The 16,375-nt window shown below is 70.3% G+C and carries 19 protein-coding genes; 5 read left to right on the forward strand and 14 right to left on the reverse strand.

The features are described 5' to 3' along the window. On the forward strand, nt 1–879 hold the full coding sequence (locus tag ACFYY2_RS21770) for a winged helix-turn-helix transcriptional regulator (RefSeq protein WP_388745301.1): 879 nt from the start codon (nt 1–3) through the stop codon (nt 877–879). A 6-nt stretch (nt 880–885) separates the two neighbouring features. Here the strand turns inward: ACFYY2_RS21770 and ACFYY2_RS21775 are convergent, their stop codons facing one another. Further along, nucleotides 886–1,434 carry a TetR/AcrR family transcriptional regulator gene (locus ACFYY2_RS21775; RefSeq protein ID WP_388745303.1) on the reverse strand — a complete coding sequence of 183 codons (549 nt, stop codon included), beginning with the start codon at nt 1,432–1,434 and terminating at the stop codon, nt 886–888. Beyond that, nucleotides 1,434–1,754 carry a DMT family transporter gene (locus ACFYY2_RS21780; RefSeq protein ID WP_388745305.1) on the reverse strand — a complete coding sequence of 107 codons (321 nt, stop codon included), beginning with the start codon at nt 1,752–1,754 and terminating at the stop codon, nt 1,434–1,436. Before ACFYY2_RS21780 ends, ACFYY2_RS21775 begins: the two co-directional genes overlap by 1 nt. A 161-nt stretch (nt 1,755–1,915) precedes the next feature. Here ACFYY2_RS21780 and ACFYY2_RS21785 point away from each other — a divergent pair, with 161 nt between their 5' ends. Continuing rightward, nucleotides 1,916–3,073 carry a hypothetical protein gene (locus tag ACFYY2_RS21785; RefSeq protein ID WP_388745307.1) on the forward strand — a complete coding sequence of 386 codons (1,158 nt, stop codon included), beginning with the start codon at nt 1,916–1,918 and terminating at the stop codon, nt 3,071–3,073. A 48-nt stretch (nt 3,074–3,121) separates the two neighbouring features. Here the strand turns inward: ACFYY2_RS21785 and ACFYY2_RS21790 are convergent, their stop codons facing one another. The 10 genes from ACFYY2_RS21790 to ACFYY2_RS21835 all read right to left on the reverse strand — a co-directional run bounded on the left by ACFYY2_RS21790 (nt 3,122) and on the right by ACFYY2_RS21835 (nt 11,720). Continuing rightward, on the reverse strand, nt 3,122–3,487 hold the full coding sequence (locus tag ACFYY2_RS21790; RefSeq protein ID WP_388745309.1) for a VOC family protein: 366 nt from the start codon (nt 3,485–3,487) through the stop codon (nt 3,122–3,124). 95 nt (nt 3,488–3,582) lie between these two features. Beyond that, nucleotides 3,583–4,977, reverse strand: coding sequence for a hypothetical protein (locus ACFYY2_RS21795; protein WP_388745311.1), 1,395 nt, complete (start codon nt 4,975–4,977; stop codon nt 3,583–3,585). A gap of 157 nt (nt 4,978–5,134) precedes the next feature. Next, nucleotides 5,135–5,473, reverse strand: coding sequence for a metal-sulfur cluster assembly factor (locus ACFYY2_RS21800; protein ID WP_014156915.1), 339 nt, complete (start codon nt 5,471–5,473; stop codon nt 5,135–5,137). After that, nucleotides 5,470–5,925, reverse strand: a complete 456-nt coding sequence (gene sufU, locus ACFYY2_RS21805) for a Fe-S cluster assembly sulfur transfer protein SufU (protein WP_327119797.1) — start codon at nt 5,923–5,925, stop codon at nt 5,470–5,472. The genes ACFYY2_RS21800 and sufU overlap by 4 nt, the downstream gene beginning before the upstream one ends. A 22-nt stretch (nt 5,926–5,947) precedes the next feature. Next, a complete protein-coding gene (locus ACFYY2_RS21810; RefSeq protein ID WP_388745314.1) occupies nt 5,948–7,216 on the reverse strand; it encodes a cysteine desulfurase in 1,269 nt (422 codons plus the stop codon). Continuing rightward, nucleotides 7,213–7,977, reverse strand: a complete 765-nt coding sequence (gene sufC / locus ACFYY2_RS21815) for a Fe-S cluster assembly ATPase SufC (protein ID WP_388745316.1) — start codon at nt 7,975–7,977, stop codon at nt 7,213–7,215. Before sufC ends, ACFYY2_RS21810 begins: the two co-directional genes overlap by 4 nt. A gap of 7 nt (nt 7,978–7,984) precedes the next feature. Continuing rightward, complete coding sequence (locus ACFYY2_RS21820; protein WP_097867842.1) at nt 7,985–8,302, reverse strand: bifunctional 3-phenylpropionate/cinnamic acid dioxygenase ferredoxin subunit; 318 nt, start codon at nt 8,300–8,302, stop codon at nt 7,985–7,987. Between the two features lies 1 nt (nt 8,303). Next, nucleotides 8,304–9,485: a Fe-S cluster assembly protein SufD gene (gene sufD / locus ACFYY2_RS21825; protein ID WP_388745318.1), complete on the reverse strand. Its 1,182-nt coding sequence runs from the start codon at nt 9,483–9,485 to the stop codon at nt 8,304–8,306. Nucleotides 9,486–9,552: 67 nt separating this feature from the next. Further along, a complete protein-coding gene (gene sufB / locus ACFYY2_RS21830) occupies nt 9,553–10,974 on the reverse strand; it encodes a Fe-S cluster assembly protein SufB (protein ID WP_327119774.1) in 1,422 nt (473 codons plus the stop codon). Further along, nucleotides 10,971–11,720, reverse strand: coding sequence for a helix-turn-helix transcriptional regulator (locus tag ACFYY2_RS21835; protein WP_388745320.1), 750 nt, complete (start codon nt 11,718–11,720; stop codon nt 10,971–10,973). The genes sufB and ACFYY2_RS21835 overlap by 4 nt, the downstream gene beginning before the upstream one ends. A 234-nt stretch (nt 11,721–11,954) precedes the next feature. On the opposite strand from ACFYY2_RS21835, the gene ACFYY2_RS21840 reads away from it, so the two are divergent. From ACFYY2_RS21840 to ACFYY2_RS21850, 3 genes are all read left to right on the forward strand, one after another. After that, nucleotides 11,955–12,881, forward strand: coding sequence for an ABC transporter ATP-binding protein (locus ACFYY2_RS21840; RefSeq protein ID WP_388745322.1), 927 nt, complete (start codon nt 11,955–11,957; stop codon nt 12,879–12,881). Further along, nucleotides 12,878–13,645 carry an ABC transporter permease gene (locus ACFYY2_RS21845; RefSeq protein WP_388745324.1) on the forward strand — a complete coding sequence of 256 codons (768 nt, stop codon included), beginning with the start codon at nt 12,878–12,880 and terminating at the stop codon, nt 13,643–13,645. The genes ACFYY2_RS21840 and ACFYY2_RS21845 overlap by 4 nt, the downstream gene beginning before the upstream one ends. An 81-nt stretch (nt 13,646–13,726) precedes the next feature. Next, nucleotides 13,727–14,710 carry a heme A synthase gene (locus ACFYY2_RS21850; RefSeq protein WP_388745326.1) on the forward strand — a complete coding sequence of 328 codons (984 nt, stop codon included), beginning with the start codon at nt 13,727–13,729 and terminating at the stop codon, nt 14,708–14,710. Between the two features lie 92 nt (nt 14,711–14,802). On the opposite strand, the gene ACFYY2_RS21855 is transcribed toward ACFYY2_RS21850, so the two are convergent. Together ACFYY2_RS21855 and ACFYY2_RS21860 are read right to left on the reverse strand one after the other, a co-directional pair. After that, on the reverse strand, nt 14,803–15,168 hold the full coding sequence (locus tag ACFYY2_RS21855; protein ID WP_388745328.1) for a hypothetical protein: 366 nt from the start codon (nt 15,166–15,168) through the stop codon (nt 14,803–14,805). 95 nt (nt 15,169–15,263) lie between these two features. Continuing rightward, nucleotides 15,264–16,217, reverse strand: coding sequence for a heme o synthase (locus tag ACFYY2_RS21860; RefSeq protein ID WP_388745330.1), 954 nt, complete (start codon nt 16,215–16,217; stop codon nt 15,264–15,266). Nucleotides 16,218–16,375: the final 158 nt, after the last annotated feature.

Here is a 16,375-nt window from a genome sequence, read left to right on the forward strand (position 1 = left end):
GTGCCCCAGCGCACCAGCCTGGCCGACGCCGACTGCGCGATCGCCCAGGCGCTCGACGTCGTGGGCGACTGGTGGACCCTGCTGATCGTGCGCGACGCCGCGCGTGGCGTGCACCGCTTCGACGCGCTCCAGCGGGAACTGGGCGTGTCACGCAAGGTGCTGACGGAGCGCCTGCGTCTCCTGACGGACGCCGGTGTGCTGTTCCGGCAGCCCTACCAGGACCGCCCGGTCCGCCACGAGTACCGGCTGACCCCGCGCGGTCGCGCCCTGCTGCCGGTGCTGATCGCGCTCCAGGACTGGGGTGACACCTGGGTGCTCGGAGAGGGGGAGACCATGGCGACGGCCGAGCGGGACTCCGAGGAGGCGGGGCGCGTGCGGGCCCTGGTGGGCACCCGGCTGCCCGCACTCGAACTTCCCGCCGACGAGGGCGGGTTCCGCGATCCCGTCGCCGCCACCCCGTACACCGTCCTGTACTGCTTCCCCAGCGCGTACGCCCGCAGGGACGCCTATCCCCCGGGCTGGGCCGGGATTCCGGGGGCGAGCGGCTGCACCCTGGAGTCGTGCACCTACCGCGACCTGCTGGCCGAGTTCACCGCGGCGGGGGCGACGGTGCACGGCGTGTCCACCCAGCGCTCCGACGAGCAGCGGGCGTTCGCGGAGAAGGAGGGACTGCACTTCCCGCTGCTCTCCGACGCCGGGCTGACGCTCACGGCGGCGCTGCGGCTCCCGACGTTCCGCGTGGCGGGCGTGAGGCGGCTGAAGCGGCTGACCCTGGTGGTCGACCGGGACCGCACCGTCGTCGAGGCCCTCTACCCGGTCACCGACATCGAGGCGAGCGTGCGTGCGGCGCTGGAGGCGGTGCACCGGGGCCGCGCCTGAGCCCGCTCAGCAGCGGGACCCCGCAGCGACCCTCGACAGCATCTCCCTGGTGTACGCGCCGTCGAAGTCGCCCCCGGTGAGCAGGACCTGGAGGCTGATGCCGTCCATCAGGGCGACGAGCGCCCGGGCGGTGGCCGCGTCGGTGCGCCGGGCGATGACCTCGGCGAGTCCGTCGGCCCACTCCGCGGCGACCGGCCGCAGGGCGGGCCTGCGCAGGGCGGCGAGGTAGAGCTCGTACTCCAGCTCCATCGGCCCGCGCCCGCCGGCGAACCATTCCTCCAGCAGCCGCGTCAGCTCGTCGGCGAGGGGGACCTGAGGGTCATCGAAATACGCGCTCTCGCGCACGGTCCGGGCGAAGTTCTCGTTGCACCGGCGCAGGGCCGCCACCAGCAGTTCGTCGAGCGAGGCGAAGTGATAGGTCGTCGAGCCGAGGGGCACGTCGGCCTCGGCCGCGACCGTGCGGTGACTGAGTCCCGCGATGCCTCGGTCCGCGACGACGCGGATGGCGGCCTCGATGATGCGTTCGCGCCGCTCGGGGTCGTACCTGCGGGCCATCAGTGCGCACCCCCGAGGTTGAGGACGACGACCCCCGCGATCACCAGAGCGATGCCCGCGAGTCTGAGGAGGCTCGCGGACTCGCCCATCCAGAGGATGCCGATCACGGCGATCGCGGCGGTGCCCGCGCCCGCCCAGATGGCATAGGCGGTGCCGATGGACAGCGTCTTGAGCGTCTGGGCGAGCAGGGCGAAGGCCAGCACGTAGCCCACGACCGTCACGACCGAGGGCCAGAGCCGGGTGAAGCCTTCGCTGTACTTCATGGCCGTCGTCCCGGCCACCTCCGCCGCGATGGCCGCGGCCAGCAGTCCGTATCCCATGTGTACCAGCGTACACATCGTTGCGTACGACCGTACGCAACTCCGGCGTACCCGTCCGGCGACCGGCCGGGGACGGCTTTCCGGGTCACCTCGGGACGCTACGGTGTGCGCACCGGTACGACCGGATGATGATCGGATTACGACAACACAACGGAGTGGCAGTGGCGCAGGACGCAGGGTGGGGCGGCGGCGCATACGGGGGCGCACCGTACGGCGGAAGTCCGTACGGGGGACCTCCGGGATGGGGCGGCTGGGTACCCCCGCCGAAGCCGGGGGTGATACCGCTCGCCCCTCTGAAGCTGGGGGACGTTCTGAACGGGGCGTTCTCGACCATGGGGAGGTACTGGAAGCAGCTGTTCGGCATGGCCGGCGCGCTGTACGGGGGCGCGGCGCTGGTGATGGCCGCGGCGGTGGCCGTGGCGTACTCCGCCGTCGCGCACCACATGACCGAGCTGACCTCGCTCGGCTACGGAGAGGACCCCACGTCGACGGACGTCGTGCCGCTGGTGATCGCGGGTGGCGTCCTGGTGCTGCTGGGCATCGTGGTCATGTCGGTGGTCTCGGGTCTCATGTACGCGGCGGTGCCCGCGGTTCTCCAGGAGGCGGTGCTCGGCCGGCCCGTCGCGTTCGGGACGGTGTGGCGCCGGGCCTGGGCCCGCGTCACACCGGTGATCGGCGCCCTGGTCCTCACGGCACTGATCGTGATCGTGCCGATGGTGCTGATCCTGGTCGCCTTCATCGGCGTGATCATCAGCCTGGTCGCCATGGACGACGGCGGCGGCAGCGCCGGTTCCGTCACGGCGATCACGCTGGGCGTCATCGGCGCCCTGGCGACCGGGCCGGTGGCCGCCTGGCTCTGGATCAAGTTCTGCCTGGCACCGGCGGTCGTGGTCTTCGAGGGGCAGCGTCCCCTCGCCGCACTGCGCCGCTCGGCCCAGCTGGTCCGCGGCGACTGGTGGCGGATCTTCGGCATCACGCTCCTGGCGGGCCTGATGGCTTCCACGGCCGGCTACTTCATCCAGATGCCGTTCTCGGTCCTCGGCGTCTTCCCCGGCATGATCGGCACGGCGTCGCTCGACGACGACCCGAGCGCGGCTGCCGTGATCGTCGCGGTGAGCGGTTACCTGGTCGCGGCGCTGCTGGGACAGCTGGTGGGCCAGATCATCTCGACGACGTTCCCCCAGCTGGTGACCGGCCTGCTGTACGTCGACCGGCGCATCCGCACGGAGAACCTGGGCCCGGTCCTGGCCGAGGCCGCCGGCGCTCCGGCACCGCCGCCCCCTCCGCCGCCCCACGCGGGCGGTGTCCCGCAGGAGTGATCCGCGGCCCGGCCCCCGTCCGCGTCCGTCGCGTGCGGGGCCGGGCGGTCAGTCCAGCAGCGTCTTCTTGGGCCGGAGCACGCAGAACTCGTTGCCCTCCGGATCCGCCAGCACCACCCACGTGACGTCCTCGCCCTGGCCGACGTCCTGCCGCCGGGCGCCCAGCGCGACGATGCGCTCGACCTCGGTGGCCAGGTCGTCGGGGGAAAGGTCGATGTGCAGACGGTTCTTGGCCGTCTTCCCCTCGGGCACGGGGACGAAGCACATGCCCGGCAGGGCGGTCTCGTCGGCCCCGATGACGATCTCGCCCTCGTCCTCGAAGAGGATCCGCCAGTCCAGCACCCCGCACCAGAAGCGTGCGAGGGACGGCAGGTCGTGGGTGTCGACGGTGAGCTGGTACAAGCGAACGGCCATGCCCGCCAGTCTGCTGGGGGTCTCCCCTGCCCGCAAGAGGCGCAGGCGGGCACGGCCGCTGCCGGCGGCACGCCGGCGCGAGCGGGCTCCGGCGGTCAGTTCCCCACGGTGAACCAGGTGGCCCGCGACTTCTTCCACTCGGCGTGGTCCAGGTCCTTGGCCTCCGTACCGTCCCCGTACAGGTCGGCGGCCCCGGCGTCCGTGATCACGTGCGCCCGCGCACCCGCGACCGTCAGGTCGGGCACCGAGACGACGGCCTCCCAGCCACCCGGGTCGGTGGTGGGCAGCGTCGCCCGCCGGACCGGGGCGTGCCCGGCGACGCCGTCCCAGCTGTAGAGGGCGTACGGGTCGGAGTTGTCGTCCGCCTCCCAGGAACCGGCGACGATCAGGTACTGGTCGGCGGCGTTCTTCCGGATGTCACGGATGGTCAGCCCGCCGAGGTCCAGCTCGATCGGCGTCCCGAAGGCGGCCTTCGCGCCGCTTCCGGTCACCTTGTCGAAGTTGGTCACCGGCACGATCAGGGCCTTGCCGCCCGACTTCGGCGGGACGAGCGGCGCACGGAAGCCGATGTACGCGGTGGTCGTCGACCCGGGCGCGAACTCCAGCCCCTCCACGTTGAATCCGTCGATCTGCTTCGGTGCCTGGCCGTCCTCGGTGCCCGCGGCGAAGCCGAAGCGGTCGCCGTTCGCCTCGTCCCAGGCCACGAGGTCGTCGCGCAGCTTCCGGTACGAGCGGCCGACCGTCAGCTGGGTCGAGGCGCCGGAGCCGGTGACCGTCGTGGTGAACACGGTGTTGCGGTCGGCCTTGTACTCGCCGTCCTTGTTGTTGCCGAGCGAGCCGGTCCAGTAGACGGTGTCCCCGACCCTCGCGGCCCCCTCGATGTCGATCTCCTTGCTCACCCCGAGCTTCGAGGCGACGTCCCAGGTCCGCACGGGCGCGCCGGACACCGTGAGGTCGTACAGGCGCAGGGTGTTGGACTCGTCGTCCGCCACCACCGCGTACCCGCCGCCGACGTCGACGGCCGCCGAGGCGTCGGACGAGCCCGTCACGTAGCGGGTGTCGGCGGAGTTCTGCACGGCGGCCGAGGCGGCGTAGTGCAGCACCTTGGTGGCGGTCTTGCCGCCGAGCCCGGTGACCTTGACGGTGAGGTCCGTGTAACCCCGGGCGCGCGCCGAGACGGAGACCTGACGGGTGGCGCCGGTGCCCGTGACCGTCACGTCGGAGGTCCCGGCGACGGACGACCTGGAGCTCGCCGAGGCGGCCACGGTGAGCGCGGTGGCGTCGGCGCCGCTCTGCGCGACGGTCACGGTGACCACGGGATCGCCCGTCGCGCCGACGGCGCCGGACAGGTAGGAGGACGCGAGGGTGATCGTGGGGGTGCCGTAACTCGCCGCGTGTGCGGGCGCGTTGCCACCCAGCGCGGCGAGTGCGAGGGCCCCGGCCGCGGCGAGGGCCGCCCGGCGGTTCTGGAACGGAAGCTGATGCAGCACTGCGTGCCTCTCGTCGGCGTGGTGTCGACGAGCAGGCTCCGGCCCCGGTGCGAACGCCGTGCACACGTCATACGTACGGAGCACGAACAACGCACGGACGGCCCCCGGCACCACTCGATGTCGAGTGGTGCCGGGGGCCGTCCGTGAACGTCGTGGATCAGACGTTGAAGCCGAGCGCGCGAAGCTGCTCGCGGCCGTCGTCGGTGATCTTGTCCGGTCCCCACGGCGGCATCCAGACCCAGTTGATCCGCAGCTCGTTGACGATGCCGTCCGTCGCGGACTTCGCCTGGTCCTCGATGACGTCGGTCAGCGGGCAGGCCGCCGACGTCAGCGTCATGTCGAGGGTGGCGATGTTGGCGTCGTCGATGTGGATGCCGTAGATCAGGCCCAGGTTGACGACGTCGATCCCCAGCTCGGGGTCGACCACGTCGTACAGCGCCTCGCGGACCTCCTCCTCGGAGGCCGGCTTGGTGGTGAGAGTCTCGTTCTCGCTCATGCGGTCTTCCCTTCGGACAGCGCCTGCGCCGTCGCGTCCTTCCACGCCATCCAGCTCAGCAGCGCGCACTTGACCCGGGCCGGGTACTTGGAGACGCCGGCGAACGCGACGGCGTCCTCCAGCACCTCCTCCATCGCGTCGTCCGGCTCCAGCTGGCCCTTGGACTGCATCAGTTCCAGGAACGCCTCCTGGATCCTCTGCGCGTCACCGAGCTCCTTGCCCACGAGCAGCTCGTTGAGCACGGAGGCGCTGGCCTGGCTGATGGAGCAGCCCTGGCCCTCGTAACTGACGTCGGCGATGGTCTCGCCGTCGTATTTCACGCGGAGCGTGATCTCGTCGCCGCACGTCGGGTTGACGTGGTGCACCTCGGCGTCGCCGTCCCGCAGGCCACGCCCGTGGGGGTGCTTGTAGTGGTCCAGGATCACTTCCTGGTACATGGAGTCAAGCTTCACCAGTCAACCCTCAGCCGCTCGTCTAACCGAAAAAGTTCCGCACGTGCTCGAGCCCGTCCACCAGGGCGTCGACCTCGGCGGGCGTGGAGTACAGATAGAACGACGCTCGCGTCGTCGCAGGAATTCCGTACCGCAGGCAGACCGGGCGGGCGCAGTGGTGTCCGACCCGGACGGCGATGCCCTGTTCGTCGAGCACCTGCCCCACGTCGTGGGGATGGATGTCGCCGAGCGTGAAGGAGATCGTCGCGCCCCGGTCCTCGGCCGTCGCCGGTCCGATGATCCGGAGGTCCGGGACCTCCAGGAGCCTGCGCACCGCGTACTCGGTGATCGCCTGCTCGTGGCGGTGGATGTTCTCCATGCCGATCGAGGTGAGGTAGTCCACCGCCGCGCCGAGGCCGACGGCCTGCGCGATCGGGGGCGTGCCCGCCTCGAACTTGTGCGGAGCCGGTGCGTAGGTCGACGAGTGCATCGACACCGTCTCGATCATCTCGCCGCCGCCGAGGAACGGCGGCAGGTCCTCCAGGAGCTCCTGCCGTCCCCACAGGACACCGATGCCGGTCGGGCCGACCATCTTGTGACCGGTGAAGGCCACGAAGTCCGCCTGCAGCGCCTGCACGTCGAGCACCATGTGCGGGGCGGCCTGCGAGGCGTCGATGCAGACCAGCGCGCCGACCTGCTGGGCGCGCCGGATGATCTTCTCGACCGGGTTGACCGTGCCCATGATGTTGGAGACCAGCGTGAAGGAGACGATCTTCGTCTTCTCCGTGATGATCTCGTCGATGTTCGACAGGTCGAGCCGGCCGTCGTCCGTGATGCCGAACCACTTGAGCTTCGCGCCGGTGCGCTGCGAGAGCAGCTGCCACGGCACGATGTTGGAGTGGTGCTCCATCTCGGTGGTGACGATCTCGGTGTCGCTGTCGACCCGGTAGGGCTCATCCGCCCAGCCGAGCATGTTGGCGACGAGGTTGAGCGACTCCGAGGCGTTCTTGGTGAAGATCACCTCGTTGCGGCTGGGTGCGTTGATGAAGGCGGCGACCTTGTCGCGGGCGCCTTCGTACAGCGCGGTGGCCTCCTCCGCGATGGTGTACACACCGCGGTGGACGTTGGCGTTGTGCCGCTCGTAGTACTCACTGAGAGCGTCGAGGACCTGGCGCGGCTTCTGCGAGGTCGCCGCGCTGTCCAGGTACACGATCTTCTTGCCGTCGTGGACCGTGCGGTCCAGGATCGGGAAGTCCTTGCGGATCGCCTCGGTGTCGAGGAGGCCGGAGAGCCCCTGTCGGGCGTCAGTCACGCGGAAGCGCCACCCTTCACATATGCCTCGTAGCCCTCGTTCTCCAGCTTGTCGGCGAGCTCGGCGCCACCGGACTCGGCGATGCGGCCGTTGGCGAAGACGTGCACGAAGTCGGGCTTGATGTAGCGGAGGATCCGCGTGTAGTGCGTGATCAGCAGGGTGCCGACCTCGCCGCGGTCGCGCACCCGGTTGACGCCCTCGGACACGACGCGCAGGGCGTCGACGTCGAGGCCGGAGTCGGTCTCGTCGAGGATGGCGATCTTCGGCTTGAGGAGCTCCAGCTGGAGGATCTCGTGGCGCTTCTTCTCACCGCCGGAGAAGCCCTCGTTGACGTTGCGCTCGGCGAAGGCCGGGTCCATCTGGAGCTCGGCCATCGTCTCCTTGACCTCCTTGACCCACGTCCGCAGCTTGGGGGCCTCGCCGCGGACGGCGGTGGCGGAGGTGCGCAGGAAGTTGGAGACCGAGACCCCGGGGATCTCGACCGGGTACTGCATGGCGAGGAACAGGCCGGCGCGGGCCCGCTCGTCCACGGACATCTCCAGGACGTCCTCGCCGTCCAGGGTCACCGTGCCACTCGTGATCGTGTACTTGGGGTGACCCGCGAGCGAGTAGGCGAGGGTGGACTTGCCGGACCCGTTCGGGCCCATGATGGCGTGCGTCTCGCCCTGCTTCACGGTCAGGTCGACGCCCTTGAGGATCTCCTTCGTGGCGTTGTCGGCCTCGACGGAGACGTGCAGGTCGCGGATTTCAAGCGTTGCCATGGGTGACTCAGGACTCCTGGGTGACGGAGACGAGCACATCGTCCCCTTCGATCTTGACGGGGTATACGGGGACGGGGCGCGTCGCGGGAAGACCGGACGGCTTGCCGGTGCGGAGGTCGAAGCTCGATCCGTGCAGCCAGCACTCGATCGCGCAGTCCTCCACCTCGCCCTCGGACAGCGAGACGTTCGCGTGCGAGCAGATGTCGTTGATCGCGAACACCTCGCCCTCGGTCCGGACGACGGAGACCGGCGTGCCGTCGAGCTCCACCCGCTTGGGGGTGTCGTCCTCCAGCTCGCTCAGCGCACACACTTTGACGAAGGCCATGTCAGACCGACGCCTTCAGCTCGGCCTCGATCTTGTCGAGGAGCCGGTCCTCGACGTCGGGGAGGCCGATCTGCTGGACCAGCTCGGCGAAGAAGCCGCGCACGACGAGCCGGCGGGCCTCCTCGGCCGGGATGCCCCGGGACTGCAGGTAGAACAGCTGCTCGTCGTCGAACCGGCCGGTCGCCGAGGCGTGGCCGGCGCCGACGATCTCGCCGGTCTCGATCTCCAGGTTCGGCACGGAGTCGACCCGGGCACCGTCGGTCAGAACCAGGTTGCGGTTCATCTCGTAGGTGTCGGTGCCCTCGGCGGCCGCCTGGATGAGCACGTCACCGATCCACACGGCGTGGGCGCCGTCGCCCTGCAGAGCGCCCTTGTAGGCGACGTTGGACTTGCAGTGCGGGGCGTTGTGGTCGACGAGGAGGCGGTGCTCCTGGTGCTGGCCCTTGTCGGTGAAATACAGCCCGAACAATTCGGCCTCGCCGCCGGGGGCCGCGTAGGCGATCCGCGGGTGCAGGCGGACCAGGTCGCCGCCGAAGGTGACGACGATCGACTTGAAGGAGGCGTCGCGGCCGACCAGCGTGTTGTGCTGGGCGACGTGGACGGCCTTCTCGTCCCAGTCCTGGACGGAGACGACGGTCAGCTTCGCCCCGTCGCCCAGGACGTATTCGACGTTGGCTGCGAGCACGGCGTCACCGGTGTGGTCGATGACGACGACGGCCTCGGCGAAGGCACCCAGCTCGATGACCTGGTGGCCGTAGGCCACACCGCCCTGGCCGTGCACGGCGATCCGGATCGGCTCGCTGAGCACGGCCTCCTTGGCGACGGTGACGACCGAGGCGTGCTGGAAGGACGAGTACGCCTGGGCGGCGACCCGGTCCACCGGGGTTCCGGCCCTGCCGAGCCGCTCGTCGTCGCGGCCGACGGTCTCGACCGTGACGCCGGAGGGCGCCTCGATGACGACCTTGACGCCGTCACCGGTGGCGACGGCGGTGCCGTCGTGCAGTCCGCGCAGCCGCTCCAGCGGCGTGAAGCGCCATTCCTCCTCGCGGCCGTGCGGGACGGGGAAGTCCGCGACGTCGAAGGACGGAGGGGCGCTCATGCGCGTGGCGACGGTGGACTCGGCCGCCACCGCGATGGACCCGGCGGTGGTGGAGCCCGCCGGAATGTTCTGAGCCTCAGCCATGGCTGTCGTAGTGCTCGCTTTCTCAGTCAAGAACTCTCGGGGACGATCGGCGGACGGCGGGGCCGTACTAGCCGACCGAACCCTCCATCTGCAGCTCGATCAGCCGGTTGAGCTCGAGGGCGTACTCCATCGGCAGCTCCTTGGCGATCGGCTCGACGAAGCCGCGCACGATCATCGCCATGGCCTCGAACTCGGTCATGCCGCGGCTCATGAGGTAGAAGAGCTGGTCCTCGGAGACCTTGGAGACGGTCGCCTCGTGCCCCATCGACACGTCGTCCTCGCGGACGTCGACGTAGGGGTAGGTGTCGGAGCGGGAGATGGTGTCCACGAGCAGCGCGTCGCACAGCACGTTGGACTTGGCGCCGGGCGCGCCCTCGCCGATCTCGATCAGACCGCGGTAGGAGGTGCGGCCGCCGCCTCGCGCCACCGACTTGGAGACGATGTTGGAGGAGGTGTTCGGCGCCATGTGCACCATCTTGGCGCCGGCGTCCTGGTGCTGGCCCTCGCCCGCGAAGGCGATGGACAGGGTCTCGCCCTTGGCGTGCTCGCCCATCAGGTAGACGGCCGGGTACTTCATGGTGACCTTGGAGCCGATGTTGCCGTCGACCCACTCCATGGTCGCGCCCTCGTACGCCACGGCACGCTTGGTGACGAGGTTGTACACGTTGTTCGACCAGTTCTGGATGGTCGTGTAGCGGCAGCGGCCGCCCTTCTTCACGATGATCTCGACGACCGCGGAGTGCAGGGAGTCCGAGGAGTAGATCGGCGCGGTGCAGCCCTCGACGTAGTGGACGTAGGCGTCCTCGTCGACGATGATCAGCGTCCGCTCGAACTGGCCCATGTTCTCCGTGTTGATACGGAAGTAGGCCTGGAGCGGGATCTCGACGTGCACGCCCTTCGGCACGTAGATGAAGGAGCCGCCGGACCACACGGCCGAGTTCAGCGAGGCGAACTTGTTGTCACCGACGGGGATGACGGTGCCGAAGTACTCCTTGAAGAGCTCGGGGTGCTCCTTCAGCGCGGTGTCGGTGTCCATGAAGATGACACCCTGCGCCTCCAGCTCCTCGTTGATCTGGTGGTAGACGACCTCGGACTCGTACTGCGCGGCGACACCGGCGACCAGGCGCTGCTTCTCGGCCTCGGGGATGCCGAGCTTGTCGTACGTGTTCTTGATGTCCTCGGGCAGGTCCTCCCAGGACTCCGCCTGCTTCTCCGTGGACCGCACGAAGTACTTGATGTTGTCGAAGTCGATCCCCGACAGGTCCGAGCCCCAGTTCGGCATGGGCTTCTTGCCGAACAGCTTCAGACCCTTGAGCCGGAGGTTGAGCATCCACTCCGGCTCGTTCTTCTTCTCCGAGATGTCGCGGACGACAGCTTCGGACAGGCCGCGCTTCGCCGCCGCGCCTGCCGCGTCGGAGTCGGCCCAGCCGAATTCGTACGTGCCCAGGCCATCGAGCTCAGGGTGGGCAGTCTCCGTGGGGAGCGTCATGCGGGGTTCCTCCCGGCCGTGCTTGCGGATGCTGAATGAGTGGTCTGTGAAGTCTGTGGTGCTGTGGGGCTGCTGCGCGGAACGAACGTCGTGCACACCCCGTCGCCGTGGGCGAGGGTGGCGAGGCGCTGTACGTGGGTCCCGAGCAGGCTGGAGAAGAATTCCGTCTCCGCCTCGCACAGCTGCGGGAACTGTTCGGCGACGTGCGCGACCGGGCAGTGGTGCTGGCACAACTGCTCGCCCTGCTGGGGCCCCGGCGCGCTTCGCGCCGTAGCAGCGTACCCGTCGGCCGACAAGGCCTTGGCCAAGGCCTCGGTGCGCGATTCGGGGTCGGCGGCCTCGACGGCGGCGCGGTACGTCTCGGACTGGGCGGCCATCCTGGCGCGGGCGAAGGCGACGAGCGCCTCGTCCCCGGCGGTGTCGGCGATCCAGCGGAGCGCGTCTGCGGCGAGCTTGTCGTAGGACTGGTCGAACGCGTCCCGGCCGCAGTCGGTGAGGGCGAAGACCTTGGCCGGGCGGCCGCGGGTCCTGGCTCCGTACACCCGCTGCTCGCGGGCCTCGACGACGTCGTCGGTCACGAGGGCGTCGAGGTGCCTGCGCACGGCGGCCTGGGTCAGCCCGACGCGCTTGGCCAGATCGGCCACCGTGGAGGGGCCGTGATCCAGGATGGAGCGCGCGACCCGGTTGCGCGTCGAGCGCTCACCGGTCGCGAGTTCCTCCTGGGGAGCCTCGCCAACGTATTTCACAACGCCATTGTTGCGTAATTCCTTCGGGCGTGACAACCCACCGTCGGGCCGGGCGCGGTGCCCTTCATCACTTAGGCGTACCTAAGTTGACCTGCGGAAACAGCCGGTCACCGCAGCTCCGCGCAGGTGAGGGCGCTCCCGGCCGGCAGGCCGCCCCGAGGGCCGGGACGTCCGGAAGGCCCGGGAGAACCCGGCGCGCCGGACGCCCGGACGGCCCGCCTAGACTTGCCCGCCATGAGCAGCGAGCCCGTCGTACAGGCCAGGGGCCTTGTCAAGCGGTACGGCACGAAAACGGCCGTGGACGGCCTCGATCTGGAGATCCCGGCGGGCACGGTGACCGCGGTCCTCGGCCCCAACGGCGCCGGCAAGACCACCACGATCGAGACCTGCGAGGGCTACCGGCGCCCCGACGCGGGGACCGTGCGGGTCCTCGGCCTCGACCCCGTCGCCGACGCGGCCGCGCTCCGCCCCCGCATCGGCGTGATGCTGCAGTCCGGCGGCATCTACCCGGGCGCGCGCGCCGACGAGATGCTCCGCCACACGGCCAGGCTCCACGCGCACCCGCTGGACGTCGACGCGCTCGTCGAGCGCCTGGGACTCGGCGGCTGCGGCCGCACCGTCTACCGGCGGCTCTCCGGCGGCCAGCAGCAGCGCCTCGCCCTGGCCATGGCCGTCGTCGGCCGCCCCGAGCTGGTCTTCCTGGACGAGCCGACGGCGGGCCTCGACCCGCAGGCCCGGCGCTCCACGTGGGACCTGGTCCGCGAGCTGCGGGCCGACGGGGTGTCCGTCGTGCTCACCACACACTTCATGGACGAGGCCGAGACGCTCGCCGACGACGTCGCCGTCATCGACGCCGGCCGGGTCATCGCCCAGGGCAGCCCGGAGCAGCTGTGCCGCGGCGGCGCCGAGAACACCCTGCGCTTCACCGGACGTCCGGGGCTGGACCTCGCCTCGCTGCTGAAGGCGCTCCCGGACGGCAGCGAGGCGGCGGAGCTCACCACCGGCGTCTACCGCATCACCGGGACGATCGATCCCGAGCTGCTGGCGACCGTCACCACCTGGTGCGCCCAGAACGGCGTGATGCCCGACGGCATCGCGGTGGAGCGGCACACCCTCGAGGACGTCTTCCTCGAACTGACCGGCAAGGAGCTGCGCGCATGAGCGCCGGTACGTACACCCCGCGCCCCGGCGGCGCACCGCTGTCCCGCATGATCGCCGCCCAGGCGGCCCTGGAGACGCGGATGCTCCTGCGCAACGGTGAGCAGCTGCTGCTCACCGTGGTCATCCCCGCGCTGCTGCTCGTCCTGTTCAGCACGGTCGACGTCGTCGACACCGGCGCGGGCGAGCCGGTCGACTTCCTCGCCCCGGGCGTCCTCGCGCTCGCCGTGATGTCCACGGCCTTCACGGGCCAGGCGATCGCGACCGGTTTCGAGCGGCGCTACGGGGTGCTCAAGCGGCTGGGCGTGTCGCCGCTCCCCCGCTGGGGCCTGATGGCGGCGAAGACGCTCTCGGTCCTGGTCACGGAGGTCCTTCAGGTCGTCCTGCTGGCGGTCATCGCCTTCGCGCTGGGCTGGTCTCCGGACGGCAACCCGTTCGCCGTGCTGCTGCTCCTGCTGCTGGGCACGGTGGCCTTCTCCGGGCTGGGCCTGCTCATGGCCGGGACGCTGAAGGCCGAGGCCACGCTGGCCGCCGCCAACCTGGTCTTCCTGCTGCTCCTGGTCGGCGGCGGAGTGATCGTGCCGCTGGACAGGTTCCCGGACGCGGTGCGGTCGCTGCTCGGGCTGCTGCCGATCTCGGCGCTCTCCGGCGGTCTCAGGGACGTACTGTCGCACGGCGCGGCGATGCCCTGGGGCGACGCGGCGGTCCTGGCCGTGTGGGCGGTGCTGGGGCTGGGCGCCGCGGCCCGGTTCTTCCGCTGGGAGTGAGCGGCCCGGGCCGGGGCGGTGTCCCGGCCCACCCGGGGATGCCACCCCCCTCGTGAAAACATGCACAAGCCGTTCCCTACGATGGGGCGCGTGGAAACCCCCCTCTCCTTCATCGCCAAGCGCTGGACGCCGTCGGTGAGGACCGCCAGGCGCGCCGCGCTCGCCGCGGTGGTGATGAGCGTCTTCATCATCATCACGGGCGGGGCGGTCCGGCTGACCGGTTCCGGCCTGGGCTGCGACACCTGGCCCAAGTGCACCGACGACAGCCTCTTCGCCACCCCCGAACAGGGCCTGCACGGTGCCATCGAGTTCGGCAACCGGATGCTCACCTACGTCCTGTGCGCCGCGGTCGGCTGGGCGATCATCGCGGCCCGTTCCGTGAAGCCCCGGCGGCGCGGTCTCACCCGCCTGGCCTGGTCGCAGTTCTGGCTGGTGATGGGCAACGCCGTCATCGGCGGGATCACGGTCTGGGCGGGTCTGAACCCCTGGTCGGTGGCCGGACACTTCCTGCTCGCGAACTGCCTGCTCACGGTCACCGTCGTCACCTGGGTGCGGATGGGCGAGGGCGACACGGCCCCGCGGCCCCGCGCCCCGCTCCCGGTGCGCCGGCTGGCCTGGGCCGTCGTCGCCGTGACCGTCGTCCTGATCGCGCTGGGCACCACCGTGACCGGTTCCGGCAAGCACGCCGGGGACAGCAGCGACGTGCCGCGCATGCCGTGGGACTGGAGCGACGCCGCCCATGTGCACGCCGTCGCGGCCTGGGCCGTCTGCCTCCTGGCCGTGGCGATGTGGTTCGCCCTGCGCGTCGTGGACGCCCCCGCCGACACCCGCGCACGCTCCCGGGACCTGCTGATCGTGCTGCTCGCGCAGGGCGGGATCGGCTACGTGCAGTACTTCAACGACGTGCCCGGGGTCCTGGTCGGCCTGCACATGCTCGGGTCGTCCCTCATGTGGGTCGCCGTGCTGCGCCTGCTGCTGTCGCTGCGCGAGCGTCCCGCCGCCGGACCGGGTGTTCCCGCGCCGGTGACCACGGGAGACCTGCCGGAGCCCGCCGCCGCGCGCTGACCGGCCACTCCTCCACGGCACGGCCACGGCCCCCGTCCGCCATCCGGCGGGCGGGGGCCGTCGCGCGTACCCGTGAGAAGGCGGCCGGACACTCAGCCCTTGGTGTTGGACGGTCCGCCGACCTGGATGCCGGCCATCCGGGACCACTCGTACGGGCCGGTGCGGACCTTCGCCGCGAAGTCGCCGTCGAAGTCCTCGTGCAAGGTGATGCCGGCCTTGCCCGTGGCGCTCTCCGCCACCGCGTAGGAAGGGGCGACCAGATCACCCCAGGCGCCGTCCTCGCCGACCAGCACGATGCGGGTGCCCGCCTGGCCGAGGTGGGCGAGCTGCCCCTCTGCGCCGCCGTGCGCCCGGGCGAAGGCGCCGATCTGCTTCGCGAGCCTGGCCGCCCTGCGCTCCGCGCGGGCCGCCTTCCTGCTGTCGTCCGACTGGGTCCGGTTCTCTGCCGTCTCTGCCATGGACAGGATGCTACCGACGGGTAGATCAACTGGCGACGGGCGGGGGGCGTGGCTTCGGCCACGTCCCCCGCCCGCCGGCGGAGTGCTGTGCGCGGTTACCGCAGGAAGGGGTCCACGGCCACGGCGACGAAGAGGAGCGAGACGTAGGTGATGGACCAGTGGAAGAGGCGCATCTCCTTGAGCTTGGCGCCCGTCACACCGGACTTGGCCCGGTTCTGCAGGCCGTGCGCCTCCCACAGCCAGAAGCCGCCGGTCAGCACGGCCACCAGCGTGTAGAACCAGCCCGTGTAGCCCAGCGGGGTGAGCAGCAGCGAGACCGCGACCATCACCCAGCTGTAGATGACGATCTGCCGGGCCACCACCCGGTTGGACGCGATGACCGGAAGCATCGGGACGCCGACCCGGGCGTAGTCGTCCTTGACCTTCATCGACAGCGGCCAGTAGTGCGGCGGCGTCCAGAAGAAGATGACCGCGAAAAGAATGACCGCGGCCCACGACAGCGAATTGGTCACGGCGGACCAGCCGATGAGCACGGGCATGCAGCCGGCGATTCCGCCCCACACGATGTTCTGCGCGGTGCGGCGCTTCAGCAGCATCGTGTAGACGACGACATAGAACAGGAGTGCGCCCAGTGCGAGGGCCGCGGAGAGCCAGTTGACGAGCAGTCCGAACCAGACCGTGGAAATCACCCCGAGGGCGATTCCGAAGGCCAGGCACTCGCGCGGACTCACCATGCCGGTGACCAGCGGACGCTGCGACGTACGGTCCATCAGCGCGTCGATGTCCCGGTCGATATACATGTTGAGCGCATTGGCACCGCCCGCGGAGAGATATCCGCCGATGGTGGTGGTCACTACGAGCCAAAGATCGGGCACGCCCTGAGCCGCGAGGAACATCACCGGAACGGTGGTGATGAGCAGCAGCTCGATGATGCGCGGCTTGGTAAGAGCCACAAATGCCTTGACGCGGGCCCCGAACGGGCGATGGCCCACTGGGCTCGGAGTCAAGGCGACCCCTGCGGGTCGGGACTCGACGGCCGTCACGCACACCCCTGACAGAGAAATCCCAGCAAGCTCCGGGCACGGGGACCCGGTAATGACTTGCGCGAACCAGTCCACTGTAGACGTTGGGCATACGCCGCTCTTCGCGGGGGTGGGGTCGTGTTGGGGTGGCGCAGAAGTGAACGACGGCGCTCATACGGGAGGCG

The organism is Streptomyces sp. NPDC001822 (genome assembly GCF_042892135.1).
In the GTDB taxonomy this organism is placed as follows: domain Bacteria; phylum Actinomycetota; class Actinomycetes; order Streptomycetales; family Streptomycetaceae; genus Streptomyces.